Genomic DNA, 12466 nt, shown 5'->3' with positions numbered 1-12466 from the left:
CCTGTTCTCGGGTCGTGTGGGGGTGGGGGTTCAGGCGCCCCGCTCAGGGCGGTCGGGGAGGATCTCCGACTCGTCGGGGGCGTGGATGTCCTGTTCCCGGTAGTCATAGTCCCGGGTGATGGTGATGACGGCGTCCTTGAACCCCGGCACGTCGTAGTCGAGGACGGCGGATCCGTGGAAGCGCAGCGGGCGGCCCTCGTTGTCGATCCACAGGTCGAAGGTCATGGGATCGCCCTCCTCACCCTCCGACCGGCTCGGGTCCCGGACAGCTCCGCTGTAGTGGTATCCCTCGGTCTCCTCGAACGACACCCCGACGCTGACCCCGCCGTCCGTGAACTCCTGCTGGTAGGGCACCCGGCTCCGCCCCTGGTACTCGATCTCCGCGCCCGGCTCCAGGATCAGTTCCAGCCCCCAGTCCAGGTCCTCCGTCGGCTCCCACTGGATGACGTCCGTTCCCGTCTGCTCGTAGTAGACGACGTCCGGGACGTCCTGTCCCATGCCGATCAGACCCACGGTCGACTCCTCCATGTCGTCGCCGTGACGGAGGCGGATCGCGACCCCGGCCGGATCGTAGGTCCTCAGCCGGTAGACCGGCACCGGGGTCTCGGTGTACTCGAGGACTCTGGCCGCAGAGTGCGCCTGCTCCGGATGCCCGACGGTGTCGTGCCGGTACAGGAGGTCGGGTGCCTCCCGCAGGAGCCCGATCGCCTCGGCGGCCACCGCCGGACCGTCCTCGGGGTCCGCTCGGACCACGGGGCCCGGGTCCTCCTCGGCCACGGCCTCCTCTTCGCCGTCAGCCGCCCCGTTCCCCCAGGGGATCTGGTCGGAGTAGACCAGGCCGCCGACGAGGGCGACCACCAGCGTGGACGCGGCGGCCGACAGCCACAGGGCCCGACCCGCCCGGCGGAACGGACCGAGGTGACGCGGGTCGGACGGGTCGAGGGCCAGGATGCCAGCCGGGGGATCAGGGGATGTGGGCATGGAGGGGGTTCCGGGTTCGGGGACGGGGTGGCGAAGCGGATCGGGGTGACCCAGGGACTCAGATGCCCCGATTCCGTGGGCGGTTCACGCCGTCACCCTCCGTTTGTGCCCCGCGGTCGGGCGGACCCACCCGGACCGGCACGGAAGCCGGGTCTAGCCTGGGGTTATGCGTTCGTACACCCCGGTGCTGGCCTTGGCAGCCGACCTGCTCTGCGTGCTCGTGTTCGTCGTGGTGGGCAAGGCCGACCACGCGACCGGTCTGGCCCCGGCCGCCGTGGCCGCGACCGCGTGGCCGTTCGTGGCCGCTCTGGTCCTCGGCTGGGTCGTCACCCTGGCCTGGCGCTCCCCTGGCCGGATCTGGCCGACCGGGGTCCTGGTGTGGGCGGTGACGGTCGTGGGCGCGATGCCGTTGCGCCTGCTCAGCGGTGAAGGCGCCCCGTTCTCCTTCGTGCTGGTGACCACGCTGTTCCTGGCCACGACCATGCTCGGTTGGCGGGCCGTGGCCCTGTTGGTCTCCCGACGGAAGCGACAGACGGTGGCCTGAGCGGGAAGACTGGGGGCATAAGCACACCTTGAGAACCCCCACAACCTTAGGGACCCCCATGGCCGATCCCGTCACCACCGCCATCATCGCCGCCCTCGCCACCGCCTCCGCCACCAAGCTCGGCGAGGGCCTCGGGGACGGTGTGGTCTCGACCTTCAGGTCCCTGTACAAAGCGGTCACCCGACACTTCCGCTCGGACCCCGAGGCCCAGGAGGCGCTGGACGACCTCCGGCTGGACGAGCACGACACCGAGGCCATGGACGTGGTCTCCACGCACCTGGACCGGGCTGCGCACGAGGACCCGGAGATCGGTCGGCTCCTGGAGGAGCTCCGTTCCGAGGTGAACGAGATCAACCAGGAGGGCGACGGCACTGTCGTCAACCAGATCAACGGCAACGTGAGCGACTCGGCCAAGGTCATCCAGGGCCGCGACTTCCACGGGGGCATCCACCTGTAGTCGGCGGGCCTTCGGCGGGTTGGGCGGGTCGGGCGGCGGCGGGCGGTTCGTAAGCTGGAAGTGATGAACGAGCAGCGCGCCCCTGAGGCCATCTTTCCCGAGGCCGCCCTTTCCGAGACCGCCCCGGCCCCCGTCGAACCCTCCTCAGGGGAGGACGAGGCGCGGGAGGTCGGGGTGGGCCCGTGGTCGGGGCCCTGGCCCGAGGGCGACCACTACGACCCCGAACTGCTGGCCCACGGCGACCGCCGCAACGTCGTCGACCAGTACCGGTACTGGCGGCGCGAGGCGATCGTCGCCGACCTCGACACGGTCCGGCACGAATTCCACGTGGCGGTGGAGAACTGGTCGCACGATTTCAACATCGGATCCGTCGTGCGCACCGCCAACGCCTTCGGCTGCGCGGCCGTGCACATCGTGGGTAAGCGCCGGTGGAACCGTCGGGGCGCCATGGTGACCGACCGGTACCAGCACGTTTTCCACCATCCGGACACGGAGTCGCTGGTGGCGTGGGCCGCCGAGCGCGACCTCGTGCTGGTCGGGGTGGACAACCTGCCCGGGGCGGTCCCGTTGGAGACCCATCCGCTGCCCCGTAACGCCGTGCTGGTGTTCGGTCAGGAGGGCCCCGGGCTGTCCGAGGAGGTGCGCCGGGTGTGCGCGGCGGTGCTGTCCATCGCCCAGTTCGGGTCGACCCGGTCGATCAACGCGGGCGCGGCCGCCGCCGTGGCCATGCACGCCTGGGTACGGGCGCACGTGTTCGACCAGCCGGTCCCCGACAGGGCGACCACCCCATAGCCGTGATTGTCTTGTGATCTACGATGGACAAGACGCCCCCTACCAGGAAGTAGCCAGGATGAGCCCGATCGTCACCTCCGTCGCCCGCACCACCACCATCGAGGACGTCCCCGATGTGGCCCGGGTCCTCAGCCGCGCGCTCCACGACGATCCGCTCTTCCGGTGGCTCTTCCCCGACGACGAGCTCCGCATGGCCAAGGTCCGGCGGTTCTTCGCCCTGGCCGTCGGGTTCGGCTACATGCCCGCGGGTGACGTCCGGATCGCCGAGCTCGCCGAGAGCACCGAATCCGCCCCGGTCACCCGTGCCGCCGCGCTGTGGGCCCCGCCGACCAGCAACCCCGAGAGCCCGCTGGTGTCGCTGCGCACCTGGCCGCACTGGGGCGCGCTGATCGGCCGCGCCCGCCTGGCCGCGTTCGTCCGGATCTTCGCCGAGTGGAAGATGGCCAGCCCGCAGGAGCAGCACCTGTACCTGGCCGCGCTGGGCGTGGACCCAAGCGTGGCGGGCACCGGGGTGGCGGGCGGGCTGCTCACCGCCGGTCTGGACGAGGCCGACTCACAGGGGCTGCCGGTGTTCACCCAGACCCTCAACGACAAGAGCGTCGGCTTCTACGAGCGTTTCGGGTTCCGCTGCGTACATGAGGTCCCGCACGAGGGCATCGGAACCAGCTACTTCCTGCTGCGCCCGGCTTCCTGAACCCTGCTTTTCCCCAAGGACCCCACCCGTGATTTTCCCGTGATCTAGCATGGGCGGTGACGACCCCGGGGAAGAGGGAGACTGCACAGATGACCCCCACGGCCACCACTATCAAGTCGATCCGTACCGCCGCCATGGACGACGTCCCGGGGGTGGCCCGGGTCCTCGGCAGGGCCTTCTGTGAGGACCCGCTGTTCCGGTGGCTGTTTCCGGAACCGAATCTGCGCATGGCCCGGTCGGTCCGGATGAGCGCCCTGATGGCAGGGTTCGAATACGTCCCGAGGGGACACACCAGCGTGTTCGAGGCCGAGGAGGCGGGCCGCCGGGTGGTGCGCGGTGCGGCTCTGTGGGCCCCTCCGGCAGGAGACGGTGAAGGCCTCGCCTTCCTACTGCGGGCGCTGCCACACCTGGCCTCGCTCGTGGGCGTGAACCGGCTTCCCGAGGTCCTCAGGTACTTCGCGGAACTGAAGGCGTCGGCTCCGGAGGAGCCACACTGGTACCTGGCCGTGCTCGGTACCGACCCCGTGGCCCGCGGCACCGGCGTCGGTTCTCGCCTGCTCCGCGATGGCCTGGCCCAGGCGGATGCCGACGGCGTACCGGTCTACCTGGAGACCATGAACTCGGCCAACATCGGCTACTACGAGAAGTACGACTTCCGGGTGATGCGGGCGATCAACGACCCGGACCTCCCTTCCACCTACTGCATGCTCCGCCCCGCCGTCTGACCGTTGGGGAACGTCCCCTGTCGGTACCCCCTGGAAAGCTGAGGGCCATGCTGATCGTGATGGCCGGGCTGCCCGGCTCCGGCAAGAGCACCGTGGCCGAGGAGCTCGGTCGGCGGCTCCCCGCACCCGTACTGTCGGTCGACCCCGTCGAGGCTGCCCTGTGGAGCGCGGGTGTCGACCGCGCACAGCCGACCGGACTGGCCGCCTACGTCGTGGTGGAGGCGATGGCCGCCGACATCCTGGCCCTGAGCCAGACCGTGATCGTCGACGCCGTCAACGACGCCGAGGAGGCCCGCGAGCAGTGGCGCGGGCTGGCCGCGCACCGGGATGCGCCCACCGCCTGGATCGAGGTGGTCTGCTCCGACCCCAACCTGCACCGCCACAGGTTGGAGAGCAGACGGCGCGACCTGCCCGGCTTCCCCGAACCCACCTGGGACTCGCTGGCCGCGCGCCGGGCAGGTCTGGGTTCGTGGCGCGAGGAGCGCCTGGTCCTGGACTCGGCGCAGGCCCTGGAGCCCAACGTGGAGAAGGCCCTGGACCACCTGCGCACGGCCCGGGTCCGGGCGATCGCACAGCGGATCACGGACGAGGACTCCGAACTCCTGCGTCGCCTCGCCGAATAAGGCGAGCGGGCCGCACCCCGAAGGGATGCGGCCCGCTTGTGCACTCAGTCAGTACAACCGGAGCTCGGTTAACCGACGCCCTTGCTGAGGGAGCCCAGCAGGTCGCGGTTGAGCTGCGAGATGGTGTCCAGCGGGATGCCCTTGGGGCAGACCGCCGCGCACTCACCGATGTTGGTGCAGCCGCCGAAGTCCTCGTGGTCGTGCTGGTTGATCATCTTCACCACACGCGAGGCCCGCTCCGGCTGCCCCTGCGGGAGCATGCCGAGGTGGGTGACCTTCGCGGCGGTGAACAGCATGCCCGAGGCGTTCGGGCAGGCCGCCACGCAGGCGCCGCAGCCGATGCAGGTCGCGGCGTCGAACGCGCGGTCGGCGTCCGGCTTCGGGATCGGGTTGGCGTGGGCGTCCGGCGCGGTACCCGTGGGGGCGCTGATGAAGCCGCCCGCCTGGATGATGCGGTCGAACGAACCGCGGTCCACGATCAGGTCCTTCACGACCGGGAAGGCCTTGGCCCGCCACGGCTCCACCGTGATGGTGTCGCCGTCGTTGAAGCTGCGCATGTGCAGCTGGCAGGTGGTGGTGACCTCCGGACCGTGGGCCTCGCCGTCGATCACAACGCCGCAGGCACCACAGATGCCCTCGCGACAGTCGTGGTCGAACGCGACCGGGTCCTCGTTCTCGAGAGTGAGCTTCTCGTTGAGAACGTCGAGCATCTCGAGGAACGACATGTCCTCGGAGACGTCCGTGAGCTTGTACGTGACCATCCGGCCTTCGTCGTCACGGCCCTTCTGGCGCCAAACGCGCAGGGTGATGTTCACTTGTAGCTCCGCTGCTTCATCTCGACGTACTCGTACTCCAGGGCTTCCTTGTGGAGCACGGGCTTGCTGTCAGCGCCACCGAACTCCCAGGCGGCGACGTAGGCGAACTCGTCGTCGTGGCGCAGGGCCTCGCCGTCCTCGGTCTGGCTCTCCGAGCGGAAGTGGCCGCCGCAGGACTCGCGGCGGTGCAGGGCGTCGATGCACATGAGCTCGCCCAGCTCCAGGAAGTCGGCCACGCGGTTGGCCTTCTCCAGAGCCTGGTTGAGCTCCTCGTTCGTGCCCAGCACCTTAACGTCGCGCCAGAACTCGGCGCGCAGCTCACGGATGAGCTCGATGGCCTTGCGCAGGCCCTCCTCGTTGCGCTCCATACCGCAGTAGTCCCACATGATGTGGCCGAGCTCCTTGTGGAAGGAGTCGACGGTGCGGGAACCGTTGATGGAGAGCAGCTTGTCGATGCGGGAGGTGACCTCCTCCTTGGCCTTGACGGCCTCGGGGTGGCTCTCGTCCAGCTTCTCGAAGGGTCCGTCCGCCAGGTAGTCGTTGATGGTGTTCGGCAGGACGAAGTAGCCGTCCGCCAGACCCTGCATCAGCGCGCTGGCGCCCAGGCGGTTGGCGCCGTGGTCGGAGAAGTTGGCCTCACCGGTCACGAACAGGCCCGGGATGGTGCTCTGCAGGTCGTAGTCGACCCACAGACCACCCATGGTGTAGTGCACCGCCGGGTAGATGCGCATCGGAACCTCGTACGGGTTCTCGCCGGTGATGCGCTGGTACATGTCGAACAGGTTGCCGTACTTGGCCTCGACGGCATCCCGGCCCAGACGCTCGATCGCGTCGGCGAAGTCGAGGTAAACGCCCAGACCGCCAGGGCCGACGCCGCGGCCCTCGTCGCAGACGTTCTTGGCGGCGCGGGACGCGATGTCACGCGGCACCAGGTTGCCGAACGCCGGGTAGATGCGCTCCAGGTAGTAGTCGCGCTCGCCCTCGGGGATCTGACGCGGGTCACGCGCGTCGCCGCCCTCCTTGGGCACCCAGATCCGACCGTCGTTACGGAGCGACTCGCTCATCAGGGTCAGCTTGGACTGGTAGTCGCCGCTGACCGGGATGCAGGTCGGGTGGATCTGCGTGTAGCAGGGGTTCGCGAAGTGCGCTCCCTTGCGGTGGGCACGCCACGCGGCGGTGACGTTGGAGCCCATGGCGTTGGTCGACAGGAAGAAGACGTTGCCGTAACCGCCGGTGGCCAGGACCACCGCGTCGGCGAAGTGCGTCTCGATCTCGCCGGTGACCATGTCGCGGGCGATGATGCCGCGCGCCTTGCCATCGATGACGATGACCTCGAGCATCTCGTGGCGGGGGTTCATCTGAACGGTGCCCGCCGCGATCTGCCGCTCCTGCGCCTGGTAGGCGCCGATCAGCAGCTGCTGGCCTGTCTGGCCGCGCGCGTAGAACGTACGGGAGACCTGCACGCCGCCGAAGGAACGGTTGTCGAGCAGACCGCCGTACTCACGGGCGAACGGCACGCCCTGGGCCACACACTGGTCGATGATCTCGACGCTGGTCTGGGCCAGACGGTAGACGTTCGACTCACGGGAGCGGAAGTCGCCGCCCTTAACCGTGTCGTAGAACAGGCGGTGGATGCTGTCGCCGTCGTTGCGGTAGTTCTTCGCGGCGTTGATGCCACCCTGCGCGGCGATGGAGTGCGCGCGACGGGGGCTGTCCTGGTAGCAGAACGAGATGACGTTGTAGCCGGCCTCGCCCATGGTCGCCGCGGCGGCGGCACCGGCCAGACCGGTACCGACGATGATCACGGAGAGCTTGCGCCGGTTCGCGGGGTTGACCAGCTTGGCCGAGAAACGGCGCTTGTCCCAGCGCTCGTTGATCGGGCCCTCGGGCGCCTTCTCGTCGCGGAGCGGGGCGCCCTCGATGTAGAGGTCGTTCTCAGACATTTACTTCACCAGTCCAAAGGTGACTGCCAGAGGCGGCAGCAGGAAACCGACGGTCACGATCACCGCGAGCGCCACCGCGACGGCGTTGATCTTGCCCTGGCGACTGGCCTTGTTGACGCCCAGGGTGGCCATACCGCTCCAGATGCCGTGCCGCAGGTGGAAGCCCACCGCGATGACGGCCAGGACGTAGAACAGGGTCACGTACCAGAACTCGGGCTGGAACCCGTTCACGAGCCGCTCGTAGGGGCTGTCGGACTTGCCGCCCGGAGCGATGTTGTTCGTCGTCAGGTGCAGGATGTGGAAGACCACGAAGAGCGCGATCAGCACACCGCCCCAACGCATGGTGTAGGAGGCGTAGGTGCGCTGCACCCGCTTCTTCACCACGTAACGCTGCTCGCGGGCCTTGCGTGCGCGGATCGTGAGCACCGCGGCGGAGTAGATGTGGATCAGGATGCTCGCGAGGAGCACGATCCGGAAGACCCAGAGGAAGCCGCTCTCGGGCAGGAGCGGGTAGCCCAGCTCGCGGAGACTGTGGGCATAGCCGTCGAAGGCAGCCTGGCCCGAGAAGACCTTCAGGTTGCCGTACATGTGCGCGATCAAATACAGCACGAGGATCGCACCGGAGGCAGCCATTGCTGACTTGAGCGCCACCGTGGACCCGTAGGCCGTAGACCGCTTCTTGGTCAAGGTACTGTTCGCCACAGCCTGCAACTTTAAATTGGGGTTAAGTCCGACGTCCAAGTCATGAGGACCCTGGTGTCCATAGCCTTAGGCTATGAAGCATGCAGTTCCAGCAGCTCGCCTACTTCGTCGCTGTGGCCCGCACACGCCATTTCACCCGTGCAGCCGAGCTTTCTCGCGTCGCCCAGCCGAGTTTGAGCAAACAGATCCGCAGCCTTGAACGTGAGTTGGGTGCGCCGTTATTCAGTCGTGCTCGGGGAAACATCACACTCACGCCGGCGGGCGAGGCCTTACTTCCGCTGGCACAGCGCATCCTGACCGACCTGGAGACGGCCCGCCGCGAGGTCGCGGAGCTCGCCGGGATCCGCCGCGGCCGGGTCCGGCTGGGGGCGACGCCGTCGCTGTGCGCGGGGCTGCTGGCCGACGTGCTCGCGAACTTCCATACCCGTTTCCCCGGGATCGAACTCCACGTGGAGGAGAGCGGTTCGCGCGACCTCATCCGGGATCTGGGCCGAGGTGAGCTGGACCTGGCGCTGATCATCCTGCCGCTGCACAGCAGCGACCCGGACTTCTCGACCACCCCGATCCTGAGGGAGAACCTGGTGGTGGCGAGCCCGACCTCGCACCCCTCCCCGAACGGTCGGGCGTCCATCCGCATCACCGAGCTGGAGAACCGTCCGCTGGTGATGTTCCGGCGGGGCTACGACGTCCGCGAGGCCACCCTGCGCGCCTGCCGCGCCGCGGGGTTCGAGCCGGACCTGGCCGTGGAGGGCGGCGAGATGGACGCGGTGCTGCGGTTCGTGGAGGCTGGCCTGGGGTTGGCGGTGGTGCCGAGCATGGTGCTGCGCAACCGCCCCGGCCTGCGCGGTACCCCGCTGGCCAGGCCGCGGCTGCTGCGTACGGTGGCGCTGGCCCGGCGCAAGGACGTGGAGCCGTCGCATTCGGCGGAGGCCTTCCGCCGCCACCTGAACGAATACCTGCTGACGATGTCGCCGGAGGACCTGGGGCCGGATCTGGAGGTGCTCATCTCCGCCGCGGACGCGGGCGATCCGGGGCACGACCTGCGTGGGGGACCAGGGGAACGGGACTGATCCGACGGGCTGCCCCGGGCCGAGCGTCTGAGGGCCCGAGGGCCTGCGGACTTCCGGCCTGCCGGACTGGTCCGACTTCCCCTACTTCGCATGGCTCTGTCATCGACCCTCCCCCGTCCCGCGGTTGCTTCGCCGCGACCCCCGCCTGAGTGACCCTTGAACCCAACCGCCGCCACCGGCCCTCCCCCACCGGTCCCGTGCGGGAGGCACCCATCCCCTATGCGGAACGTGGTCGCGTGATGAGACTCAGGTCGTTTTCCCGTAAGCAGGTCGTACTGGTCGCTGTCGCCGCGGCCACCGTCGCCGTCGCCCTCAGCCCGCCCAGGCTGGCCCTGGCCCTGGCCTTCGCCGGACTGGCCGTCCTGACCCTGGGCGCGGCGACCCTGGTGGAGAGGCAACGCCACCGCCTGTCCGAGGAGCTGGAGCAGGTGCACACCCGGCTCGACGAGATGACCCGTGACCGCCGCGACGCGGCGAGTATCGCCCGCGAGCGCGACGTGCGGGTACGGCAGACCATCCAGGAGGCCGCCGACGCCTGCGCGGACCGGACCGTGGAGGGCCTGGCCCGACTGGACCGGAAGCGGTCCCGGGAGCGGTCCCGGGAGCGGAAGGACACCGCCCGGACACAGGCGGAGAAACGGCTGCACAACGCGCAGGACCTGCTCTGGACCGGATACAGCTCTCTGGGGCTGGAGCGGTTGCGCGACCTGGGCGCGGATGCCGAGGCCAGTCCCGGAGTCCGGGCCGAGGCGCACAAGACCCTGTCCAACTGGCACCGCGCCACGGGCACACCTGACAGCGCCCGGGACCACGCCCACCTGGCCGACCTGGCCGCCCCGCGTGCGGCGCGTGGCGCCTCAGGGGTTCCCTCGCTGCTGACCGCGCGTATCCGGGCCCCGCGCACGGCCCGGCACTTCGACGTGGTGCTGCTGTCGGACTTCGGACTGCCCGGAGGGAGCACAGGCAGCAACCTCCAGGAGATCACCGCGCAGCGGCGGGCCGGGCTGAGCACCGGGCTGGTGCACCACCCGGTCGCCGAGTGGGGGGTGCGGCAGGGGGTCAACCCCAAGATCATGGCGGCCGTGGACAACGACCGGGTCCGGTTCATCGCCCCGGACGAACGGGTCACCTGCGACCTCATGATCGCCCGGGTGCCCAGGCTGGGCGAGCGCCCGATGGACGTCCTGCCGTCGGTGGAGGCGGCGAAGCGGATCGTGGTCCTCAACCAGACACCGGACCGCCGCTACGGAGTGGAGATCGAGGACAACGAGGCGTGGAACGTGGGCCGCTGTGTGGAAGGGTTCACGAGCCTGCTCGGAGAGCACACCTGGCACCCGATCAGTCCGCGGGTGCGTGAGGCGATGGTCCGGCACCACGCCGGGGAGATGGCCGGGATCCCGCTGGCCGAGGAGGACTGGACCAACATCATCGACCTGGACGCCTGGCGCCGCCCGTCCCGGCGTGCGGTGGACGGTCGGGTGCTGCTCGGTCGGCACTCACGGGACCACCGGGACAAGTGGCCGGACAAGGCGTCGGTGCTGGCCGCCGTGTATCCGGCGCTGCCGGGCTGGGAGACCCACGTGCTGGGCGGGGCGAAGGTTCCCGAACACACGCTGGGCGTCCTGCCGGACCACTGGACCGTGCACGACTTCGACACGGTGGACGTGCGGGAGTTCCTGCACGGCCTGGACGCGTACGTCTACTTCACCGGGGAGGGGCACCTGGAGCCGTTCGGCCGGTCCCCGCTGGAGGCGATGGCCGTGGGCCTGCCGACCCTGCTGCCGGAGTCGTTCCGGCCGGTGTTCGGGGACGCGGCGCTCTACACCGATCCGGCGGGGGTTCGGGAAGCGGTCGAGGCACTGATGGGCGACGAGGACCAGTACTCCCGGCAGGTGCGGCGCGGGCATGAGGCGCTGCGTGAGCGCTTCAGCCACCAGACGCACCTGCGGAGGTTGGCGGGACTGGGGGTACGGGTTCCGGCGGAGTTCCTGGAGGTGCCGGGGACGTCCGTGGCGTCAGGGGCCAACGGGATCAATGGGACAGCAGGGGAAGCAGGGGCTCTGTTGGTCCCCTGAACCATAGAGAGTGGCGCAGATCACACTAATTTCCCCGAGGTTACTCGGGAGCCGGAACGTGACCGTGATCACAGCGGCTTAGCGTTGCGTAACAGACCGGTTCGCTACTGCTTCCCGCAGCAATCCAGCACCCGGGAGCGGTCACGGCCACCGGAGGCACGGGTCCGCGCCCCGTCTCCCCGGCCCGCCGCTCTCCACAGGAGGTGGAGACCACGGTGACCCCTACGACCTCTGCACACGACGATCGCCCCGGCGGTGGCCGGGCGCGGCTGAGGCAGCGCACGCTCCGCACCGACCGATGGTGGCTGGGCCCGGCCCTGACGACGTTGGGCCTGGCCACCTTTCTGATCTACGGGGCGGTCCGGGTGTTCCAGCAGGACCATTACTGGGTCCAGGAACACCACTACCTGACGCCCTTCTACTCCCCCTGCCTGGCCGCGCAGTGCGTCCCGGACGCCTCGCTCTTCGGGCGCGTGCCGTGGGAGTTCCCCCCGTTCCTCCCCTACGCCCTGATCAGCCTGCCGATCCTGCTGCTGTTCCGGGTGACCTGCTACTACTACCGCAAGGCCTACTACCGCTCCGTCTGGCAGGCACCCACGGCCTGCGCGGTGCGAGAGCCGCACAGCAGCTACACCGGCGAGACGCGTCCGCTGATGCTCCCGCAGAACGGCCACCGCTACTTCTTCTACGCCGCCGGGGCCATCGTCCTGATCAACACGTGGGACATGCTCGTGCCCTTCTTCCACGGGACGGAGGGCGGATTCGGCATCGGGGTCGGCAACCTCATCATGCTCACCAACGTGCTGCTGCTGTGGGCCTACACCTTCGGCTGCCACTCGTGCCGACACATCATGGGCGGCCGCCTGCGCAGCTTCAGCAGGAGTCCGGTCCGGTACTGGTTCTGGACCCGGATCTCCACGCTGAACAACCGGCACATGCTGTTCGGCTGGCTGAGCATCGCGTCGCTGATGGCCACCGACGCCTACATCGCCCTGGTCGCCAGCGGCGCCATCACCGACCTGCGCATCCTCAACTGAGCACCGCA

The 12466-nt window shown here is 69.2% G+C and carries 13 protein-coding genes; 9 read left to right on the top strand and 4 right to left on the bottom strand.

Annotation, left to right across the window (positions count from 1 at the left end; genetic code table 11):
• Positions 1-30 precede the first annotated feature (30 nt).
• Positions 31-981 carry a hypothetical protein gene (locus D457_RS33115; RefSeq protein ID WP_017582816.1) on the bottom strand — a complete coding sequence of 317 codons (951 nt, stop codon included), beginning with the start codon at positions 979-981 and terminating at the stop codon, positions 31-33.
• 166 nt (positions 982-1147) lie between these two features.
• Here D457_RS33115 and D457_RS0121870 point away from each other — a divergent pair, with 166 nt between their 5' ends.
• The 6 genes from D457_RS0121870 (at position 1148) to D457_RS0121845 (ending at position 4816) form a co-directional block, all read left to right on the top strand.
• A complete protein-coding gene (locus D457_RS0121870) occupies positions 1148-1525 on the top strand; it encodes a DUF3054 domain-containing protein (protein ID WP_017582815.1) in 378 nt (125 codons plus the stop codon).
• A gap of 58 nt (positions 1526-1583) precedes the next feature.
• Positions 1584-1982: a hypothetical protein gene (locus D457_RS0121865; RefSeq protein ID WP_017582814.1), complete on the top strand. Its 399-nt coding sequence runs from the start codon at positions 1584-1586 to the stop codon at positions 1980-1982.
• Positions 1983-2045: 63 nt separating this feature from the next.
• Positions 2046-2774 (top strand): TrmH family RNA methyltransferase, encoded by a 729-nt coding sequence (locus D457_RS0121860; protein WP_017582813.1) that lies wholly within the window; start codon positions 2046-2048, stop codon positions 2772-2774.
• 58 nt (positions 2775-2832) lie between these two features.
• Positions 2833-3468, top strand: coding sequence for a GNAT family N-acetyltransferase (locus D457_RS0121855; protein ID WP_017582812.1), 636 nt, complete (start codon positions 2833-2835; stop codon positions 3466-3468).
• Between the two features lie 89 nt (positions 3469-3557).
• Positions 3558-4193, top strand: a complete 636-nt coding sequence (locus tag D457_RS0121850) for a GNAT family N-acetyltransferase (RefSeq protein ID WP_017582811.1) — start codon at positions 3558-3560, stop codon at positions 4191-4193.
• Between the two features lie 47 nt (positions 4194-4240).
• Positions 4241-4816: an AAA family ATPase gene (locus D457_RS0121845; RefSeq protein ID WP_017582810.1), complete on the top strand. Its 576-nt coding sequence runs from the start codon at positions 4241-4243 to the stop codon at positions 4814-4816.
• A 68-nt stretch (positions 4817-4884) separates the two neighbouring features.
• Here the strand turns inward: D457_RS0121845 and D457_RS0121840 are convergent, their stop codons facing one another.
• Genes D457_RS0121840 through D457_RS0121830 form a run of 3 tightly spaced genes read right to left on the bottom strand, consistent with a single transcriptional unit; the run spans position 4885 to position 8225 of the window.
• Entirely contained in the window at positions 4885-5631 is a 747-nt protein-coding gene (locus tag D457_RS0121840) for a succinate dehydrogenase/fumarate reductase iron-sulfur subunit (protein WP_017582809.1), read from the bottom strand.
• Positions 5628-7574, bottom strand: coding sequence for a fumarate reductase/succinate dehydrogenase flavoprotein subunit (locus D457_RS0121835; RefSeq protein WP_017582808.1), 1947 nt, complete (start codon positions 7572-7574; stop codon positions 5628-5630). The genes D457_RS0121840 and D457_RS0121835 overlap by 4 nt, the downstream gene beginning before the upstream one ends.
• Entirely contained in the window at positions 7575-8225 is a 651-nt protein-coding gene (locus D457_RS0121830) for a succinate dehydrogenase cytochrome b subunit (RefSeq protein WP_083926827.1), read from the bottom strand.
• Between the two features lie 131 nt (positions 8226-8356).
• Here D457_RS0121830 and D457_RS0121825 point away from each other — a divergent pair, with 131 nt between their 5' ends.
• The 3 genes from D457_RS0121825 (at position 8357) to D457_RS0121815 (ending at position 12458) form a co-directional block, all read left to right on the top strand.
• A complete protein-coding gene (locus D457_RS0121825) occupies positions 8357-9346 on the top strand; it encodes a LysR family transcriptional regulator (RefSeq protein ID WP_017582806.1) in 990 nt (329 codons plus the stop codon).
• A 239-nt stretch (positions 9347-9585) separates the two neighbouring features.
• Positions 9586-11421: a glycosyltransferase family protein gene (locus D457_RS0121820; protein ID WP_017582805.1), complete on the top strand. Its 1836-nt coding sequence runs from the start codon at positions 9586-9588 to the stop codon at positions 11419-11421.
• Positions 11422-11624: 203 nt separating this feature from the next.
• Positions 11625-12458 (top strand): hypothetical protein, encoded by an 834-nt coding sequence (locus tag D457_RS0121815; protein ID WP_193374529.1) that lies wholly within the window; start codon positions 11625-11627, stop codon positions 12456-12458.
• Positions 12459-12466 lie beyond the last annotated feature (8 nt).

It is taken from the genome of Nocardiopsis valliformis DSM 45023, assembly GCF_000340985.1.
Taxonomy (GTDB): Bacteria; Actinomycetota; Actinomycetes; order Streptosporangiales; family Streptosporangiaceae; genus Nocardiopsis; species Nocardiopsis exhalans.
This window is presented reverse-complemented; position numbering and strand designations above follow the sequence as displayed.